This is a genomic window from Corallococcus sp. AB011P (assembly GCF_003611605.1).
Lineage (GTDB): Bacteria > Myxococcota > Myxococcia > Myxococcales > Myxococcaceae > Corallococcus > Corallococcus coralloides.
Window position 1 is genome coordinate 732,638 of record NZ_RAVX01000002.1, and the last position, 18,192, is coordinate 750,829.

At 68.8% G+C, this 18,192-nt stretch carries 15 protein-coding genes; 4 read left to right on the forward strand and 11 right to left on the reverse strand.

Annotated features, from left to right (window positions below; all coding sequences use genetic code 11):
* Positions 1-2 precede the first annotated feature (2 nt).
* The 6 genes from D7X30_RS08235 to D7X30_RS08260 form a co-directional block, all read right to left on the reverse strand.
* A complete protein-coding gene (locus D7X30_RS08235; protein WP_120562283.1) occupies positions 3-2,621 on the reverse strand; it encodes a TonB-dependent receptor domain-containing protein in 2,619 nt (872 codons plus the stop codon).
* 30 nt (positions 2,622-2,651) lie between these two features.
* Entirely contained in the window at positions 2,652-3,464 is an 813-nt protein-coding gene (locus D7X30_RS08240; RefSeq protein WP_120562284.1) for an OmpA family protein, read from the reverse strand.
* Between the two features lie 118 nt (positions 3,465-3,582).
* Positions 3,583-4,185 carry a chalcone isomerase family protein gene (locus tag D7X30_RS08245; RefSeq protein WP_233591451.1) on the reverse strand — a complete coding sequence of 201 codons (603 nt, stop codon included), beginning with the start codon at positions 4,183-4,185 and terminating at the stop codon, positions 3,583-3,585.
* Between the two features lie 157 nt (positions 4,186-4,342).
* On the reverse strand, positions 4,343-4,825 hold the full coding sequence (locus tag D7X30_RS08250) for a hypothetical protein (RefSeq protein ID WP_120562285.1): 483 nt from the start codon (positions 4,823-4,825) through the stop codon (positions 4,343-4,345).
* 111 nt (positions 4,826-4,936) lie between these two features.
* On the reverse strand, positions 4,937-5,290 hold the full coding sequence (locus tag D7X30_RS08255; protein ID WP_120562286.1) for a hypothetical protein: 354 nt from the start codon (positions 5,288-5,290) through the stop codon (positions 4,937-4,939).
* Complete coding sequence (locus D7X30_RS08260; protein WP_147443137.1) at positions 5,287-5,922, reverse strand: hypothetical protein; 636 nt, start codon at positions 5,920-5,922, stop codon at positions 5,287-5,289. Before D7X30_RS08260 ends, D7X30_RS08255 begins: the two co-directional genes overlap by 4 nt.
* 64 nt (positions 5,923-5,986) lie before the next feature.
* Here D7X30_RS08260 and D7X30_RS08265 point away from each other — a divergent pair, with 64 nt between their 5' ends.
* Positions 5,987-8,152 carry a molybdopterin oxidoreductase family protein gene (locus D7X30_RS08265; RefSeq protein WP_120562288.1) on the forward strand — a complete coding sequence of 722 codons (2,166 nt, stop codon included), beginning with the start codon at positions 5,987-5,989 and terminating at the stop codon, positions 8,150-8,152.
* A 1,107-nt stretch (positions 8,153-9,259) separates the two neighbouring features.
* Here D7X30_RS08265 and D7X30_RS08270 read toward each other — a convergent pair.
* From D7X30_RS08270 to D7X30_RS08280, 3 genes are read right to left on the reverse strand one after another with little or no spacing between them, the layout of a single operon-like run.
* Positions 9,260-10,240 carry a homocysteine S-methyltransferase family protein gene (locus D7X30_RS08270; RefSeq protein WP_120562289.1) on the reverse strand — a complete coding sequence of 327 codons (981 nt, stop codon included), beginning with the start codon at positions 10,238-10,240 and terminating at the stop codon, positions 9,260-9,262.
* 48 nt (positions 10,241-10,288) lie between these two features.
* Positions 10,289-11,071: an SDR family NAD(P)-dependent oxidoreductase gene (locus D7X30_RS08275; RefSeq protein ID WP_120562290.1), complete on the reverse strand. Its 783-nt coding sequence runs from the start codon at positions 11,069-11,071 to the stop codon at positions 10,289-10,291.
* 9 nt (positions 11,072-11,080) lie between these two features.
* Positions 11,081-11,362 carry a hypothetical protein gene (locus D7X30_RS08280; RefSeq protein ID WP_120562291.1) on the reverse strand — a complete coding sequence of 94 codons (282 nt, stop codon included), beginning with the start codon at positions 11,360-11,362 and terminating at the stop codon, positions 11,081-11,083.
* Positions 11,363-11,476: 114 nt separating this feature from the next.
* On the opposite strand from D7X30_RS08280, the gene gcvA reads away from it, so the two are divergent.
* The gene (gene gcvA / locus D7X30_RS08285) at positions 11,477-12,412 is read left to right on the forward strand and encodes a transcriptional regulator GcvA (protein ID WP_120562292.1); all 936 of its coding nucleotides are present in this window, start codon (positions 11,477-11,479) and stop codon (positions 12,410-12,412) included.
* On the opposite strand, the gene D7X30_RS08290 is transcribed toward gcvA, so the two are convergent.
* A complete protein-coding gene (locus D7X30_RS08290; protein WP_199724206.1) occupies positions 12,409-13,485 on the reverse strand; it encodes a lysylphosphatidylglycerol synthase domain-containing protein in 1,077 nt (358 codons plus the stop codon). The genes gcvA and D7X30_RS08290 overlap by 4 nt on opposite strands.
* Positions 13,486-13,766: 281 nt before the next feature.
* On the opposite strand from D7X30_RS08290, the gene D7X30_RS08295 reads away from it, so the two are divergent.
* Together D7X30_RS08295 and D7X30_RS08300 are read left to right on the forward strand one after the other, a co-directional pair.
* A complete protein-coding gene (locus D7X30_RS08295; protein WP_120562293.1) occupies positions 13,767-14,753 on the forward strand; it encodes a zinc-dependent alcohol dehydrogenase family protein in 987 nt (328 codons plus the stop codon).
* Positions 14,754-14,784: 31 nt separating this feature from the next.
* A complete protein-coding gene (locus tag D7X30_RS08300) occupies positions 14,785-15,549 on the forward strand; it encodes a glucose 1-dehydrogenase (RefSeq protein ID WP_120562294.1) in 765 nt (254 codons plus the stop codon).
* A 33-nt stretch (positions 15,550-15,582) separates the two neighbouring features.
* On the opposite strand, the gene D7X30_RS08305 is transcribed toward D7X30_RS08300, so the two are convergent.
* Entirely contained in the window at positions 15,583-18,132 is a 2,550-nt protein-coding gene (locus D7X30_RS08305) for a hypothetical protein (RefSeq protein WP_120562295.1), read from the reverse strand.
* Positions 18,133-18,192: the final 60 nt, after the last annotated feature.

Consider the following 18,192-nt stretch of genomic DNA (forward strand, 5'->3'; position numbering starts at 1 on the left):
CGTCAGAAAGCTCCCTTCAAGCCGAGCACGGGCAGGATGGGCAGGCCCTTGAAGTACTCGCGCTTGGAATAGTTGTAGTTGTAGGCCACGCCCTCGACCGACTGGTTGTTGTACGCGTTCGTCAGGTCCAGGTAGAGGTCCAGGTTCCACGTGTCGAAGATGAGGTTCTTGTCCACGCGGATGTCCAGCTGGTTGAACGACGGCAGCCGCTGGGAATTGACCAGCCCGTAGTACGGGATGAACACGTCCGTCGTGTCGTCGCGCTTGGCTCCCAGCACCGGCGTCGTCGGGTTGCCGGACGCGAAGCGGAACCGCGCGCCCACCTCCCAGCCCTTCGGCAGCTTGTAGCTGGCGATGGCCGTCAGCACGTGCGTCTGGTCATTGTCGAACTTGCGCCAGCGCGCCCCCGGCGCATCCCGGCGCTCGCTGCGGCTGAGCGTGTACGAAATCCAGCCGAACAGCCGGTCCGTGAGCGCCCGGCGCACCAGCAACTCAAAGCCATAGATGCGCCCCACGCCGCCGTTCTTCAGGTTCTCCGGCACGAACTCGCCGTCGCGCTCGACACGCGCGTTCGAGCGGACGATGAGGTCATCCAGGTCGTTGTAGAAGACCTCGCTGCCCACGAACCACTCCGGCCGCGCCTGCCACTCCGCGCCCACGCTGTACTGGAGCGACCGCTTCGCCCCCAGGTCCGGATTGCCGAACCCCGGCGACGGCTCATCCTGCACCGGCGGGCTGTGATAGACGCCCGCGCCGCCCTTCAGCGTCAGCGTCTCCGTGAGCGCATAGCGCACCGCGAGCCGCGGGTTCACCGTGCGCTTCACCTCCTGCTGGTCCGTGAAGATGTAGCTCTCCGTGCGAATGCCCGGCACCACCAGCAGGTCCTTGATGGGCCGCCACCGCACCTCCGCCCAGGCGGACGGGTAGTACTGGGTGAACTTCCCGTCGATGTTGATGAGGTCCTCCGTCACCAGCGGCGACGGCGGCTCGCCCTCGCGCGGCGGCTGCTGGATGCTGGCCGTCACGTTCGCCAGGTTCGCCACCACGTCCAGGCCGCCCGCCACGCTCACGCTGTCGTTGAACGCGTACTCCACCGTGGGCCGCAGATACAGGTCCGTGGACGCGATGCGCAGCCCGCGCTCGCCAATCTGGAAGTCCAAGATGGTGTTGCCCACGAGCCCGTGCGTGTCGAGCGTCAGCTTGCCCTCGCGGAACTGGTGCCGCAGGCGCAGCTGGTTGAAGCCCGTGGTCACGTCCAGGCCGCCATTGACGGACGGGTCGCCGTCCGCCGGCTGGTCCAACAGCAACGCCAACCGGTCGCGCGACGTCAGGCCTTGCAGCGTGAAGGTGTGGCGGCTGTTCGGCTTCCACACCAGCTTCGCCTGCGCGTCGTAGTAGCGCGGCGCCACCTGGAGGCTGTCGTCGTCGAACGGCACCGCCTTGAGCACCAGGTCGATGTACGAGCGCCGGCCGCCAATGGCGAAGCTCAGCGTGTCCGTGATGGGGCCTTCAATCACCGCGTTGGACTCAATGAGGCTGATGCCCACCGTGGCGTGGTAGCGGTCCGTGCGGGGCTCGCGGCTGCGCACGTTGATGACGCCGCCGGTGATGTCGCCGTAGTACGCGGAGAAGTTGCCGGGCAGGTAGTCCACCGCCGCCAGCAGGTCCGAGTTGTACACGGAGGTGAGACCACCGAAGTGGTACAGGATGGGGATGCGCAGGCCGTCCAGGAAGACGCCGGACTCCTGCGGGCTGGTGCCGCGGATGACCAGCGCGCCGCCGTTGAACGCGGGCCGCGCCACGCCCGGCAGGTTCTGCACCACCTTGAGCGTGTCACCCTGCGTGCCCGGCACGCGCTGCACCTCCGCCACCGTGATGGTCGTGCGCGTCACCTCCTTGCGCTCGCGGTCGCTGCGGACCACCGTCTCGTATTGGCTGAAGATGCGCTTCTGCACGTAGTACGTGGCCCGCGTCTCCTTGCCCTCTTCAATCGTCTCCTGCGTCTTGAAGCGGTCGTAGTTGCCCATCACCACGACGACCGGGTGCGTGCCCACCGGAACGCCCCGGAAGGAGAAGCGCCCTTCGCCGTCCGTGACGGTGGAGCGATCCAACTCCGTGAGCACCACCTCCGCGCCCACCAGGGGCTTGCGCGTGCCGCGCTCCAGCGCCTGGCCGCTGAAGTTCACCGGCCCCTGCGGCTCCGCGACGCCGCCGTCCGGAGAAACCTCCGGTGGCGGCTCCGGCGCGCGGAAGACGAACTGGTAGGCGTACTGGATGCGCACCGGCGCGGGGACGTTGTCCACCTCCGCGGGCTCGAACTGGAACTGCTTCACCGCTTCCGTGGCGGCCTCGTCGAAGCCGTGGCCCGCGGGCTGGGTGATTTCGACATTCGTGACGGCGCCCGTCTCCGAGATGTCGATGAACATCACCACCGTGCCCTCGAGCTGCTGGGCGGCGGCATCCGGCGGGTAGGCCGCTTCAACCTGACGCAGGAGGGCGGGCGGCTTCGTCAGCACGCCCGTGGGAGCGCCAGCATCGCCGGCGAGAGTTCCTGCGTCCGGAGCCTGTGCCACGGCTCCGGTCGCAAGCAATACACAGACGACACAGAGGAGCGTTCTCATGAAGGGTGCGCGGGTCTCCCGCGCCCCCTCCTAGCGCCCCCCGAGGCCGGGAGCGAGAACGATTTCGATGCGCCGGTTCTGGCTCTTGTGCTCCGGCGTGTCATTGGGAACGAGCGGCTGGTACTGCCCGTAGCCCGCCGCGGACAGCATGGTCGGGTCCACGCCGGAGTCCTGAAGCGAACGAACCACCGCCATCGCGCGCGCCAGGCTCAGCTCCCAGTTGGTGGCGAACTGTCCGCCGCCGGTGGGCACGTCGTCCGTGTGGCCTTCCACGCGCACGATGCGGCCCTTCACCGTCTTGAGCGCGTCCGCGATCTTCACCAGCGCGTCCTGCCCTTCCTTGCCCACGCGCGCGGAGCCGGACGCGAAGAGGATCTTGTCCTTGAGCTGCACGGTCATGCGCCCCTTCATCTCCGACAGTTCGATCTTGCCGTCGGAGATCTCCTGCTTGAGGGACTGGGCCAGGTTCTCGTACTCGGAGCTCTTCTTCTCCAGCTCCTCCTTCGCCTGCGCCAGCTTCTTGGCGTTGCGCCCCAGCTCGTCGTTGAGCGCGGCCAGCTGCGCGTTCTTCTCCTCCAGGGCGCGGCGCTCGGCCGCGGCGCCGGTGAGGCGGTTCTCGGAGACGTCCAGGCGCGTCTGCAGCGCGGTCTTCTCCTGCTCCAGCGCGGCCTGCTTCTCCTCCAGCTCCTTGATCTTCGCCTCGGCGGCCGCGCGGGCCGCCTTCTCATCCGTGAGGTTCTTCGTCAGCCCCTCCGCCTCCAGGGCCTTCTCGTTGAACTTCCCCTGCGAGACGCAACCCGTGGAGAGGGCAACGAGGGCAGCCAGAACCAGACGTGTCCGCATAGGTGCGATTCCTCCTGACAAGGATATTGGTGGGTCCGAGATTACCGCTCTCGGGCCCGCAGCCTAGGAGAAACGCGCATCCAATTTGAGGCCAAACTTCCCCGCCGGACGAGCGGCCTTACTTGGGGAAGATGGGGTGGGTGTCCAGCCAGGAGCTGAAGAGGGCGTCGGCGAAGGGCTTGCCGGGGATGTGGACACCGCCGGACGCGCCGCCGGAGACGTGGAGGCCGGAGCCGGGCAGGTAGGTGAGGACGAGGTCGTCGCCCTTGCGCACGTCATGGAGGGACGACAGCAGCTTCTCCAGGGACTGGTTGAGCGCGTCCTGGCGCATGGCCGGGTTCTGGCGGAGGCCCTCGCGGAAGCTGCCCACGAGCTGGTCCTTGGTGATGGTGCGCAGGAAGCGGAAGTGCAGTCGTTTCAGGCTGTTGGAGGCCACGGCCTCCTTGAAGCAGGTGGGCTCCTCCTCCATGTAGAGGCTCCACACGTACACGTTGAAGAAGAGCTTCTTCTTCAGCTCCATGTGGGTGAGCGCCAGTGTGCGCCCCTCCACCTGGAGGGAATCCGGCATGTTGACCCCGCCCGCCTGTCCCGCATGGGCCGCAGCGCCCACCAGCAGGAGCATCCCCAGCGCGAGCCCTCGCGCCCCCTTTGTCCACGCCGTCCCCGTCATCGCCTTCCCCTTCACCCTCTTCCCAAAGCCGGTGATCGCAACGGTGTGCATGCTCTAGAAAACCGCCACCGGCGGCGATCATTGGTTTGTGCACCATTGGACGGCAACCGGAGTCCCAAGGCAAGGCTGTTGGGGGTTCAAGTGACTCCCCGGTTGGCCGGCGGACAGGACGGATGGCGCGAGGTGTCACGAAACCCGGGAGGTGAGCTTACTCCGGAAGCGGGCCGGGACGGGCCAGCGATTCGCGGAACTCGTCCACGAGCTTCCAGAACAGCATCCACACATCGTGTTTGCGCTCGGCGGCCTTCACGACCATGGCGACGGGTCCACAGCACGCGCTCCAGCCTCTCGTCGCTGCAAGGTAGTGCGCGAAGTCCATGACGAATCCGAAGCCTGCCTCTGGAACGCCGTGGGCCCTCAACGCCATCGAATACCCGTGCAGAAGAAGCTCCAGGCTCCGCAGCTGCTCGACCCGCTGCGAGTCATCAAACCCCACATACATCCCAGGGCGCTGCCGAACGTTCTCCAGGAGGACGAAGACATCTGGAGACGTGACGGAGGCCGTCAGGGGCGTGTCGCGAATCACTGTCGCGGCATGAGCCAGGACGTAACCGCCCAGGCCCCTGGAGGAAGCCACCTCATACAAGGTGTACGCATCCGCCAGCACCTGCCGGGTCCAGAATGCGTCCAATCCCAGGTCATGGCAGCTCCAGGTGGAGGAGCGCTCTGTCCCAGTCCGTCCGCACGCCCGTAACCTCGGCGTCGTGGACCGGCACATTCAGGAAGGCCATGGCTGCCCATGCTACTCCGCCGTCGCGGTGGGGATGAAAAGCCGGATGTCGTCGAGAGCCATTTCAGCCTGGCCACCCATTTCAGGATCGGAAGCCAAGGCCTGGAGTGCCTCGGTCACTTCCTTGCGGTCGAGGGTCCTGTGGATCCGCGCAAGATGGCTCAAGCTGATGGCCGCGACGCCCCTGAGCCCTGCATCCGGGTGCGCCAAGAGCCGCAGGCACTCGGCCTGAACGGGCCTCCAATCCTCCGAAGACAGCGCCCATCGCACCAGCGCATCGCGGATCCGATTGTTGTCGGATGAAGCCAGCGCCTCCATCGCATCCGCCTGCGAGATGGGCTTCAGCTCTTCATATTCTCTATTCACGGGCGCACATCCACCGCACGGAAGGTCACCTGGAACGCAATGTGTTTGCGTGCGCGAGACATCAACCGGTAGACGTGCCCCGCCTCATCCAGTTTCTCCAGGCTCATGTAATCGCCGTACGTGATGAACTGGGCAATGCGCCAGATCTCCGAGACGAACTCAGGCCCCGCGGGGCCGGTGACAACGTGGTTCCCGCCGTCCTCCATCGTCCGCTTCCAACCGGGTTTGAGGAGGAAGTCGATCTCGATGGAGACGCCTTGCAGGGAGCTCTCTTCCCAGGTGCGCGCCATCGTCGCGGCGCGGGCCACGACGTAGCCTCCCATCCCCACGGACGGCTCGAACTCGTACAGGGCAAGCTCACCCGCGAGGACCTTCTGCGTCCAGACGGCATCCAATGCCCACTCCGCGCAGCTCTCGGCGGCTCCGTCCATCCCCGCCCGCCATTCGCGGATGTCGAAGAGCACGTTCTGCGTCCCGAGCCTCTCGAGGGACCACTCCTCCGCGCCCTGGAAGTCAAACCAGACGGTTTCGCGGGTGTGCAGGACCAGCTCCAACTGCAGGAACATCTTCTCCCGATCCATCCGTACGCCCGTGACCTCGGCGTCGTGGACCGACACGTTCAGGAAAGCCATCGTGGGGAACAGTCTGTCACCCAACGGCCCCACGCGGGGAAGAGCCGGCGTAGGCTCGCCGTCCATGAGCGCTTCCGTCCATTTCCGCACCTGCAACCTCTGTGAAGCCATGTGCGGCGTGCGCATCGAAGTGGCGGACGGGCGCATCATGTCCATCAAGGGCGATGCCGAAGACCCGTTCAGCCGAGGCCACATCTGTCCCAAGGCCGTGGCGCTCCGTGACCTGCATGAGGACCCAGACCGGCTCCGCCATCCCATGAAGCGCACCGCTTCCGGCTGGGAGCGCGTGTCGTGGGAGGAGGCCTTCCGCGACATCACGCAGCGGCTCCATGCCATCCAGAAGGAGCACGGGCCGAACGCCGTGGGCGCGTACCTGGGCAACCCCAACGTCCACAACCTGGGCGCGATGATGTTCGGGCCCGGGCTCCTTCGCGCGCTGCGCTCGCGCAACCGGTTCTCCGCAACTTCCGTCGACCAGCTTCCTCATCAGCTCGCGGCCCACCTCATGTTCGGGCACCAGTTGCTGGTGCCCATCCCGGACATCGACCGCACGCGGTACATGCTCGTCCTGGGCGCGAACCCGCTCGCGTCCAATGGCAGCCTGATGACCACGCCGGACGTGCGCGCCCGGCTGCGTGCCATCCAGGAGCGAGGCGGCAAGGTCGTCGTCATCGATCCCCGCCGCACGGAGACGGCGGTCATTGCCGACCAGCACGTCTTCGTCCGGCCCGGCACCGATGCGCTCGCCCTCTTCTCCCTGCTGCATGTCGTGCTGGAGGGAAATGCGCATCGCATGGGCCGGCTCGCGGCGTTCGTGGACGGGCTGGACACCGTGCTGCCGCTCGTCCGGGACTTCCCTCCGGAGCGCACGGCCCCGCACACGGGCATTGCACCCGACGTGCTTCGAGGCATTGCCCGGGACTTCCTCGCCGCGGACGGGGCCGTCTGCTACGGGCGCGTCGGCGTGTCCACGCAGCCATTCGGCTCGCTCTGCCAATGGCTCATCAACGTCCTCAACATCGTCACCGGTAATCTGGACCGTGAGGGCGGCGCTCTCTTCACCCTGCCTGCCTTCGACCTCATTGGCGGGCCTCGAGCGTTCGGCGTCAGTCCTGGCAGCCATGGCCGCTGGAAGAGCCGGGTGCGAGGCCTGCCGGAGTCCTCCGGAGAGCTTCCTGTCGCCGCGCTCGCGGAGGAGATCCTCACCCCGGGCGAGGGCCGCATCCGCGCACTCATCACCCTGGCCGGCAACCCCGTGCTGTCCACGCCCAATGGCACGCAGCTGGACACCGCGCTGGGGCAGCTCGACTTCATGGTGAGCGTGGATCCGTACATCAACGAGACCACTCGCCACGCCCACTACATCCTGCCTCCCGCGTCGCTGCTGGAGCGCGGGCACTACGACCTCGTCTTCCACGTGCTTGCCGTGCGCAACACGGCGAAGTATTCGCCGCCGGTGTTTCCGGCCGGTCCGGACTCGCTCCAGGACTGGGAGATCCTCCTGGAGCTCCAGCACCGGCTGGAGACCCTGCGCAAGGGACGGAGTGTTCGCGCGACGCTTCAGTACCAGGCACTCAAGCGCATGGGGCCGGAGCGCATCCTCGACCTGGGCCTTCGCATGGGGCCCTATGGCTCACGATTCCATCCGCTCAAGAAGCACGGCCTGTCGCTCGCGAAGCTTCGCGCCGCGCCGCATGGAATCGACCTGGGCCCGATGAAGCCCAGCCTGCCCGGCCGGCTCCGCAACCGAGCCAAGCGCATCCAACTGGCACCGGAGCTGCTCGTCGCGGACGTGGCCCGGCTTCGCGCCGCGTTCCCGGACGACGCGGCACCTCGCGAGGGCGAGCTGCTGCTCATCGGCCGGCGGCACCTGCGCGACAACAACTCGTGGATGCACAACGTGCCGGGGCTCGTGAAGGGCCGTCCCCGCTGCACGCTCATGGTCCACCCGGACGACGCCTCACGCATAGGGCTCGCGGATGGCGCCAACGCCACCATCCGCTCGCGCGTGGGGGAAGTCACCGTGCCCGTCGCGGTCACCGCCGATGTGATGCCCGGCGTCGTCAGCCTGCCGCACGGCTACGGCCACCAGCGCCCCGGCATCCGCCAACAGGTCGCCAGCGCGCATGCGGGCGCCAGCATCAACGACCTCACGGATGACCAGGCACTGGACGTCGTCAGCGGCAACGCCGCGTTCAGCGGGACACCGGTCCAGGTCCGACCGGCCTGAGCGCCGACCATCCGGGGTGTACACCGCCGGTCTGACGCGGTTCCTCGAAACCTGTCCAACTGTCGGACAAGTTTCCGCCCGGATAGGGCGAAGGACCTCCGGCCCCGGTTCGCCAAAACCTGTCCGACTGTCCGACAGGTTTCCCAGCTCGATGGAGCAGAGGCCTCCGGCCACGGGCCTCCAAGACCTGTCCGACTGTCCGACAGGTTTCCGCCGCCTGGATCGGGCGGCGGCTCCAGCCGACGTTCTCCGCAACTCGTCCGACTGTCGAACACGTTCATCCGCCCGCATGGGGAGGAGGCTCTCCGGCCACGGTTCTCCAAAACCTGTCCGACTGTCCGACAGGTTTCCGTCGCCCGGATGGAGTGGAGGCTCCGGCCACGGTCCTCCCAAACCTGTTCGACTGTCGGACAAGTTTCTGCCGCGCGGCTGAAGCGGGGACACCCGGCCACGGTTCTCCCAAACCTGTCCGACTGTCCGACAGATTTCCGCCACATGGACGGCGCGGAGGCTCCGGCCACTGTTCGACCAAACCTGTCCGGCTGTCGGACAGGTTTTCACTCCTCGGGTGGACCCGGCGGCCCTGGCCGCAGTTCTTCCAAAGCTGTCCGACTGTCCAACAGGTTTCCGCCGCCCGGATGGAACGGAGGCTCCGGCCACGGTCCTCCCAAACCTGTTCGACTGTCGGACAAGTTTCTGCCGCGCGGCTGAAGCGGGTGCATCCGGCCACGGTCCTCCCAAACCTGTTCGACTGTCGGACAAGGTTCTGCCGCGCGGCTGAAGCGGGTGCACCCGGCCTCGGTTCTCCAGGACCTGTCCGACTGTCCGACAAGTTCCCGTGGTTCGGCTGAAGTGGCGGCCCGGCCACGGTTCTCCAGGACCTGTCCGACTGTCCGACAAGTTCCCGTGGTTCGGCTGAAGTGGCGGCCCGGCCACGGTTCTCCAGGACCTGTCCGACTGTCCGACAGGTTTCCGAAGTTCACCGCCGCCGGGGTGCCCCCACGGGAGTTCTCACCTTCTCAACGAGACTCCAGGTCCGAGGACCTGGGACCGGTCTGACCGATGCAGTGGCCCCTCGCTACCTGCATGTTCACGGCGAGCTTGTTGTCACGGGTGCTGAGCGCCCGGCGTCCCTTCTGTCAGGGCGTCGGCGAGCGCGGCGATGTGCCGTTCGTCGGTGCCACAACACCCTCCGAGCAGGCGCGTGCCGAACTCCGCATGGACGCGGCCCATCTCCCGCGCGAAGGCGTCCGGGGTCTCGCTGTCGAGTTCCGCGCGCCCTTCGAGTTCCTCGGGCGAGAGGCGGGAGGTATTGGCCTGCAAGCCCACCACCCGCGCGCCGAGGGTGGGCGAGGCGGCCAACTGGCGCGACAGGCCCTCGCGGAAGACAGCGGGGTGGACGCAATTCACCATGTACGCGGTCGGGCGCGCTCCGGGCAGGGCGTCGATGCGCGCCACGGCCTCGGCCAGCGGGGTTCCGTCGAGCAGCGTCCCGGTGGGACGGAGGATGAAGCTCAGCAGGAACGGCGCCCCCGTACGCGCCATCGCCAGGGCGAGGCCCTCGGCCTCCGAGAGGGCCGGCAGCGCCTGGGCCACGAGGAAGTCCACCCCGGCGCGCGCGAGCGCATCCACATGCGGCGCGTGGAAGGCCGCGGCCTCCTCGCGTGGGAGCGCCTCCTCGGGCCGGTAGGCATCCCCGCGACACCCGACGAGCCCGCCGATGAAAACGCCCGCACCCCGGCTGCCCACCTCCTCGCGCAGGCCCGCGAGCAGCCCCACCGCTTCGCCGAAAACGTCGCGGCCGGTGAGCCCCGCGCGCGCGAGCCGTTCCGCGTTCGCGCGCCAGGTGGGCGTGAGGAGGAGCGTGGGCAGGCCGTGGCGCAGACCGATGTCACGGTAGTCGCGGTAGATGCCAGCGAGCGCCTCGCGCCCCTCCGGATTAAAGAGGAGGCCCGCGTTCGCCACGTGCGGATCCAGCAGCCCCGCGGGGTGGCGGCGCAGGCGCTCGACCACGGAGCCCTCGGCGAGCACCCGCGGGGCCTCGTGCAGGGCTCGAAGAAAAGGTGCGTGGTTCGCCAGGCCACCCATCAGCGCGTCCCCGTCATCTTCAGCATCCTCCGAAACCTCTTCTTCCCTTCAGTTGTACTTGTTGCGCCCTGCCATGACGCCGCCGTCGACATCCCAGATTGCGCCGGTGACCCATGAAGCCTCGTTCGACAACAGATGGGCAATGGTCCGCGCAACATCCTCCGCACGGCCCACGCGGCCAATCGGATGGAAGCTGTTGAACCCCTGGAGCGCACTGGGGACCTGCTCCTTCGGGATGAAGCCCTCGTAGATGGGGGTCTCCACGACAGCGGGCGAAACCGCGTTGACGCGGATGCCATGGCCGGCCAACTCCATCGCCAGGTGCTGCGTCAGCGAATGAAGTCCTGCCTTGGCCATCGAATAGGCCGAGGAGGGAGTGGCCTGGATGGCCTGCCTGGCCCACATCGAACCGATGTTGACGATCGCGCCCCCCTTGCGTCGCTCGACCATGGATTTCGCGACGGCCTGCGTGATGAAGAAGACGGCCTTGTTGAGGTCGAGGTACTGGTCGTAATCGCGCTCCTCGTGCTCCAGGAAGGCCTTCGGAAGGAAGATGCCCGCTGCGTTGACCAGCAGCGTCGCGTCAGCGTGGTCCCTCCGCAGTTGGGCCACCAGCGCCTGCCTCTCGGCACCCGAGGTGATGTCCGCGCGGAGGCCGTCCACGGGACCGAACGCGGCCAACTCCGTGACGGCGGCCTGGAGCTTGTCGTCTCGATGCCCGATGACGACGGCTCGCCCGCCCTCCTCGAGGACGACTTGGGCCACGGCCTTTCCCATGCCGCTGGTACCGCCCACGACGATGAGCTTCTGATGGGTGAATCGTGCACTCATTGGAGCACCTCAGGCAGCCTGATAGATGCGGACGTCCGGGGCGGCGTCGAGCAGCGGCTTCAGTGCGGCCACGACGTCGGCATTGAACAAGTCGGTCTTGAGGTAGGCGCTGGCCTGCTGCGCCGTCTCGAATCCGTGGAGCACCTGCACGTCCTCGTCACGGACGAGCAGCTCCTTCGACTTCGCGCCAGCGATCGTCTCCAGGAAGGGCGCCTTGTAACGCTGATACACACCGGCGGCCGCCGGCCGGTTGTTGGGAGAAACCTGAAGAGTGATTTGCAGGTAGACCATGGGTGTCCTCGTGAAAGATGAGCTATCTCATCGATGAGAGGATTCATGCTCCTGAGCACCTGCCGTCGCAAACGAGATGATCTTGGCCCCCGACAAAGGAAATCTTGACCGCCCATGAGCGCACCCGAACACCTCAATGCCTTGCGTGCCTTCGAGGCGAGCGCCAGGCACGAGAGCTTCTCCGCCGCGGCCGCCGAGCTTCACGTGACCCCGGCGGCGGTCGGGCAGCTCGTGCGAAGCCTCGAGGAGGGGCTCGGCACGCCGCTGTTCCACCGGGGCTCGAGTGGACGGAAGCGGCTCGTCCTCACCGAAGCGGCCCAGCGGGCGCTGCCGGATATCCGCGCGGGGTTCGAGCGACTGAGCGCCGGCGTCGCGCGGCTGAAGGAGAGCTCGTCGGCCGGGGTGCTGACCGCGACGGTCAGCCCCGCCTTCGCGGCCAAGTGGCTCCTGCCACGGCTCGAACGGTTCCAGGCCGCATGGCCGGAGCTGGACGTGCGGCTCGATGCGTCCACCGAGCTGCTCGACTTCGCCGCGCGCGGGGTGGATATCGGCGTGCGCTACGGAGCCGGGAGCTGGCCCGGGCTGGTCGCCGAAAAGCTTCTCGACGAGGTGGTCTATCCCGTCTGCTCACCGGCGCTCCTTCGGCAGAACCGCCGCCTGCGCCGGCCGTCGGACCTGAGCGGCCTCCGGCTCATCCATGACCGGTCCGTGGATGCGCGCCTGGGATTCGCCACGTGGGATGCCTGGCTCGAGAAGGCGGGCGCGAAGGACGTCGAAACGAAACGGGGCCTGCGCATCAACAACTCCGCCACGGTGTTGCAGGCGGCCATCGACGGGCAGGGCGTGGCGCTGGCCCGCAGCATCATGGCGCATGACGACCTCGCGGCCGGACGGCTGGTGCGCCTGTTCCCGGAGGTCGAGTTCCCTTCCGTGCTCGCCTACTACGTCGTCTACCGGCCCGAGTGCGCCACGCTCCCGAAGCTGGTGGCGTTTCGCGACTGGCTCGTTCGCGAGGCGTCCGGGCGCCAGGCCCTGACGAACAGGACCTAGCGGTACACGGGCGCGGGCAGCACGGGCGGCACCACCGGCGCGGCGGCCGCCACCTTCGCCTTCACGCGCCACACCAGCGGCGTGAGCGCTCCCACCAGCACGAACACCGCCTGCACCGTGTGCGCGAGCAGCGCGATGGACATGGCCTTCGCGGCCGTCGTCCCCATCGCTCCCGCCGCCAGCGAGAACATCCCGTCCGTCACGCCCACCTGTCCCGGCACCAGCGAGCCCATCGCCAGCGCCACCAGATAGAGCCCCTGTGTGAACAGCGCCTGCACCACCGACGCGTCGATGCCCACGGCGTGCGCCAGCACCGCGTACTGCATCACCTGCAACACACGGCTGCCCAGGAAGGCCAGCATCGGCCGCCACGGACACAGCCCTCCGGCGCATACCGAGGCCTGGAACGCCTCCGCGTGCTCGCCCCATTTTCCGCACCGCCTGCGCATCCACGTGCCCAGCCGCTTCGTCCGGAGCCCCGCGCGCACGCCCAGCGACGCGAGCAGCAACACGACGCCGTGCACCAGCATCGCCACCGTGAACGTGCTCCAGCCCGTCATCAGATATGCCGCCAGCGCGCACGGGAAGGAGATGAGCCCTCCGGCTCCCAGCGACGCCGACTGCGACGTGGCCGCCGCCGCCGTCGCGGCCGCGCCTCCCGTGTACGGCGTCAGCAGCGTGGCCTTCGTCGCCTCCGCCGCCGTTCGGCCCGCGGGCGCCATGCTCGACACCGCGGTTCCAATCAGCTGCGCTCGTACCAACACCGACAACGGCACCTGCCGTGCACGCGCGCCATAGGACAGCCGCGTCGCCGTGGCGTCACACGCCTGCCGTCCCAGTTCGATGAACACCACCCAGGGGAGCAGCGGCAGCGCGTCCAGGAGCGTGGTCTTCAGCTCGCCCGCGCCGGCCTTGTGCACCAGGGTCCCCAACATCCCCAGGCCGCCCATCGCGAACACCGGCTTGAGTACCGTCAGCAGCCTGCGTCTCCAGACGCACGGTGAGGCGGAAAGCCCCTCCCCTGCGGCGGTCCCCGGCCCGGCCAGGGCCCCTTCGCGGTGCACGTTGCTCACACTCGCCCTCCTCGCCCGTCCCCACCCGCCCCACCGAGGGGTCCATTTCAGAACCTGTGCAGCCCCCAGCGTCGTGGCGAGGCCCGATCGTCGCCGGCCGTTAGCCTCCTTCCTCTCGCGTCCGGGGGTGGACAGAGCGCCTCGCCCTCGGGGCGGGAATGAAGGAGGAGCGGATCCATCCACCAGCGGATGCACACCGCGCGTGGCATCACAGCGCACGCTCGGCAGCAGGGCGGAAGGCGATTAGGGTGTTGCCGCCTTCACAGCGCGGGAGCAATGCCATGAAAGCAGTGCGCTTCTCGGCCTTCGGGCCGCCTTCCGACGTCGCCCAGGTGGTGGAGGAGTCCCCAGCGCCGCTGAAGCCCGGCGAGGCGCGGCTGGCCGTGCTCGCCACGCCCATCAACCCGTCCGACCTGCTCACCCTCTCCGGCGAATACGGCGTGCTGCCCAAGCTGCCCGCCACGCCCGGCAACGAGGGCGTGGGCCGAGTGGTGGAGGTGTCCGGCTCCGACGCGGTGGCCGTGGGCGACCTCGTGTTCCTCCCGTTGGGCGCGGGCACCTGGCGCACCCACCTCACCGCACCCGCCGCGCAGCTGCTGCCCGTGCCTCCGGGTCTGGACCTGCTCCAGGCGAGCATGCTGCTCATCAACCCGCCCACCGCCTATTTGATGCTGCGTCAGTTCGTGACGCTCCAGCCCGGCGAGTGGGTGGTGCAGAACGCCGCCAACTCCGCGGTGGGCCGCTACCTCATCACCCTGGCGCAGGTGATGGGCCTGAAGACCGTCAACGTCGTGCGCCGCCAGGAGCTGGCCGACGAGCTCAAGGCCCAGGGCGCGGACGTGGTGCTGATGGACACGGACGAGCTGCCCCAGCAGGTGCGCGCGGCCACCGGCGGCGCGAAGGTGCGCTTGGGCATCGACGCGGTGGGCGGAGAGTCCGCGCGCCGCGTGGGCGATTGTCTCTCCACCGGCGGCACGCTGGTGAACTACGGCGCCATGAGCGGCAAGGGCCCCAAGCTGTCCGCGGCGGCCACCATCTTCAAGGACGTCACCCTGCGCGGCTTCTGGCTGACGCGTTGGCTGCGCGACGCCCCTCGCGAGGAGCAGAACGCCACGCTCGCGCGGCTGGCGGAGCTGATGGCCGTGGGCACGCTCCAGGCGCCCGTGGACGGCACCTATCCGCTGGAGCGCATCCAGGACGCGGTGAAGCGCGCGCTGGAGCCGGGCCGCAACGGGAAGATCCTCCTCACCCCCAACCCCGCGGCGTGAAGCACCCGCCGCTCAGACAGGAACGACGACCATGAAGCGAGTCGAAGGCAAGGTGGCCCTGGTGACCGGCGGCGCGGGGGGCCTGGGCGCCGCGTCCGCCCGGATGCTCGCGCGCGAGGGCGCGAAGGTGGTGGTCACCGACCGGCGCGAGGGTGAGGCCCGCGCGGTGGCGGAGGAGCTGGGCGACGCCGGCCTGTTCCTCCCGCTGGACGTCACCCGCGAGGACCAGTGGGTGAGCGCGCTGGCGCGCACGGTGGAGAAGTTCGGGCGGCTGGACGTGCTCGTGAACAACGCCGGCATGGGCATCGTGAAGGACGTGGAGGAGATGTCCCTGGACGAGTGGAAGTTCGTGCACTCGGTCAACCTGGACGGCGTGTTCCTGGGCTGCAAGCACGGCATCCGCGTGATGAAGGAGTGCGGGTCCAAGGGCTCCATCATCAACATCTCCTCCATCGCGGGGCTCGTGGGCGTGCCGCAGTTCCCCGCGTACTGCTCCAGCAAGGCCGCCGTGCGCATGCTGTCCAAGTCCATTGCGCTGCACTGCGCCTACAAGGGCTATGGCATCCGCTGCAATTCCATCCACCCCGGCTACGTGGAGACCGCCATGGTGGAGGCGCTGGCCCAGGCCGGGGGCCAGGCGGAGAAGACACGCGCGCGCATGCTCAAGGGCATCCCCGCGGGCCGCTTCGGTGAACCGGACGACGTGGCCAACGCCGTCGTCTACCTGGCGTCGGACGAGTCCAAGCTGATGACCGGCGCGGAGATGGTCCTCGACGGCGGCGCCACCGCGCAGTAGCGCGTCAGGCCCCCACGGCGGCGCCCGGGGACATCACTCCCAGGGCGCCCCGAGCAGCTCCCCGAAGCGCATGCCCAGCTCCATGCGGCCCACCATCACCTGTCCCCAGGCGGTGGCCTGCGAGGCCCAGGTGGCGGGCGTGAGCCCCAGTGTTTCGAAGAGCTTCATCACGTCCCCACCCTGCTGCATCGCCTTGATCATCCGCGCGTAGTCCACGAGCGTGGGGAAGGCGGACTCCGGGAAGAGCACCTCGCGGTCCACGTCCTTCAGCGGCACGCGGGGCTGGAGCGTCACCAGCAGGCGCTGCGCGTTCACGCGGGAGAGCGTCTCCTGCTGTTCGCGCTCCGCGGCCTGCCGGGCCCGGAGCGCTTCGGCCTCGCGGCGCTGCGCCTCCAATTGGCGCTCCTGGTCGCGGCGGCGGGACTCGGCCACCTGACGGTCGATTTCGCGCTGCCGCTCGCGCTCCTGGTCCTCACGCCTGCGCTCGCGGCGCTCCCGCATCATCCGCAGCGCGTTGTGCGTGTCGTCCAGGAAGTCGCGGTGGATGTTGGACTCCTCCTGCGGGGACGGCGTGGCGCGCACGCGCTGTTCGAAGGCGGGGAGCCACGACTCGAAGTGCTCCAGCTCCGCGTCCAGGACGTCGAGGACCTGGACGTCGCGGGACTCCAGCCCGTTGCGCAGCGCCATGGCGCCCTTCGACACGGAGAGGGACGCCGTGCGCGGGCGCGTGCCCACCAGCTCCTCCGCCGCGTCCCAGAGGGCGCGCAGCCTCTTGGGCAGCGCTTCCACCGGGACGCGCTCCAGCAGCTGCTCCGTCTGGCGGTAGAGCCCTTCCGGATCCACGCGCCACCAGGTCTGGAAGCGCACCAGCGCGTCCGGCTCCACCTCGCACTGGTGCTCCCACAGGCGGTCTCGCCAGGCCGCGAAGGCGGTGAGCAGGGCCGCGCGCTCGGCGGGATGGGACTGGAAGCGCCGCCACAAGGCTTCGACGAACAGCTCGCTTCCGGTGAGGGAGCTCCAGGAACGCACCACGCGAGTCAGCGGCGCAACCAAGAGGTGCTGGCCCGGCCCTTCCCAGACGGCCATCAACAGCCGGCCGAAGTGACCGGGGTCGGGGTGCTTCTTCGTGCTCGGGTGCTCCGGAATGAGGCTCAGGTTCCGGGCCCTGGAGGGGAACATGAGCAACGCCTCCAACAGGGCCTCACCGCTGTTCGGGTCGCGGGCCCAGTCGTTCAGCCTCCGCTGTTCGTCCACGCCCGAATGGTGGAGGAAGCGCGCGAACGAGGAGTCACGGAAGCACTCGGTGCGGTCCTTCGTCGCGCCCCGGTCGATGGCGTGCACGGTCTCCTCCAGGAAGGCCCACATCGCCTCGGACTCCTCCTCCTCGGGAGGCTCGGGGTCGTCGCGGGGAGGCGTGGCGGCCCAGCTGAAGAAGTCGAGCGCGGTCTCCGCGGGCAGGTCGCTCAGCACCGAGCGCGCCCAGCGGGCCCAGCGCCGCTGATCCTCCAGCCCCCATTCGCGGAAGGGGCGCCGCTTCGCGAAGGAGAGCAGCTCGTCCGCGAGCGACCCGACCGTGCGCAGCGACACGGTGAGCAGCGCTTCCAGGGCGCCCTCGGGCGGAGGGGTGGGGAGTTCGCGGAGGACCTCCTTGGCGAAGGCCGCGTCCCCGTCCCGCTGCAGGCGCGCGAGCAGCCGGCGCGAGCCCCACTGGCTCAAGGTGCGCCGCGCGAAGGCGGCGGCGTCCGCGTCGGAGGAGTCCAGCGCCTGGGCGACCTCCATCTCGTCGCGAAGGCACAGCGCGCACTCGAAGCGGACATCCGGGTCGGAGCCATACAGGCCCCGGTGCAGTGCTTCGGTGACGTTCGCGGGTGTCGCCTCATGCGAAGCCCGCGTCCAGGCGACCGCGGCGCGCGCGGACAGCTCCGGCACATGGAGTACCCCCAGGGCGAGCGTCCGGATCCGCTCGCGCTCCTCGGGGCTGAGCCGAGGGTTGAGGCCGTTGCGCCAGCGCGTCATCGCGAGCATGGCCTCCACCGCCACGCGGCCCTCCCCGTGCAGCACCTGGTTGCTCACGGAGAAGCGGGCTTCCTTCGACCAGATGCCCTGGTGCACACAGGCGAGCGCGCCCAGGAGGCGCAGGGTCGGATCCGGAGACTGGTTCGCCAGCCACTCCACCGAGTCCGGCATGGGGCTGAAGGGCGCGAGCATCTCCTCCAGGGCCGCATCCTCGATGGGGAGAATCAACGCCCACGAATCCTCCAGCTCCCGCGTGAAGCCACGCTGGAGGAGGAGGGGCTCGATGCGACGGGCGTCCTCGGAGAGGCGCTGCACCGCGCCCCACTGACGTGCGTAGCGCGCCTCCAGCACCGCCACCTGGGCGGGCTCCAGCGCGGCGGTGCGGGCCGCCAGGGCGAAGCGGTCCACACCGGACTTCACCAACGCCCGCGCGGAGCCATAGCGCTCCAACGGGATGGCACCACAGAGGCAGTGCGGGCACGCGGCATCAGCAGGGATGAAGCGGATGCACGCGGGGCAGCGAACCTCCACGCCCCGGTGCACGCCGCTGTCGAGCAGGGCGGACATGCCGTGTGTCTACCCCGGTCCGGGGGTGTCGCGCACCCGGCCACGGGCGGCCTGCACGGC

What these genes read in the sequence shown, in the direction of transcription:
- D7X30_RS08300 (WP_120562294.1), top strand. Translation starts at nt 14,785, where the DNA reads ATGAAGCGAGTCGAAGGCAAGGTGGCCCTGGTGACCGGCGGCGCGGGG.
- gcvA (WP_120562292.1), top strand. Translation starts at nt 11,477, where the DNA reads ATGAGCGCACCCGAACACCTCAATGCCTTGCGTGCCTTCGAGGCGAGC.
- D7X30_RS08260 (WP_147443137.1), bottom strand. Translation starts at nt 5,922, where the DNA reads ATGGCTTTCCTGAACGTGTCGGTCCACGACGCCGAGGTCACGGGCGTA.
- D7X30_RS08280 (WP_120562291.1), bottom strand. Translation starts at nt 11,362, where the DNA reads ATGGTCTACCTGCAAATCACTCTTCAGGTTTCTCCCAACAACCGGCCG.
- D7X30_RS08305 (WP_120562295.1), bottom strand. Translation starts at nt 18,132, where the DNA reads ATGTCCGCCCTGCTCGACAGCGGCGTGCACCGGGGCGTGGAGGTTCGC.
- D7X30_RS08245 (WP_233591451.1), bottom strand. Translation starts at nt 4,185, where the DNA reads ATGCACACCGTTGCGATCACCGGCTTTGGGAAGAGGGTGAAGGGGAAG.
- D7X30_RS08265 (WP_120562288.1), top strand. Translation starts at nt 5,987, where the DNA reads ATGAGCGCTTCCGTCCATTTCCGCACCTGCAACCTCTGTGAAGCCATG.
- D7X30_RS08275 (WP_120562290.1), bottom strand. Translation starts at nt 11,071, where the DNA reads ATGAGTGCACGATTCACCCATCAGAAGCTCATCGTCGTGGGCGGTACC.
- D7X30_RS08270 (WP_120562289.1), bottom strand. Translation starts at nt 10,240, where the DNA reads ATGGGTGGCCTGGCGAACCACGCACCTTTTCTTCGAGCCCTGCACGAG.
- D7X30_RS08240 (WP_120562284.1), bottom strand. Translation starts at nt 3,464, where the DNA reads ATGCGGACACGTCTGGTTCTGGCTGCCCTCGTTGCCCTCTCCACGGGT.
- D7X30_RS08295 (WP_120562293.1), top strand. Translation starts at nt 13,767, where the DNA reads ATGAAAGCAGTGCGCTTCTCGGCCTTCGGGCCGCCTTCCGACGTCGCC.
- D7X30_RS08235 (WP_120562283.1), bottom strand. Translation starts at nt 2,621, where the DNA reads ATGAGAACGCTCCTCTGTGTCGTCTGTGTATTGCTTGCGACCGGAGCC.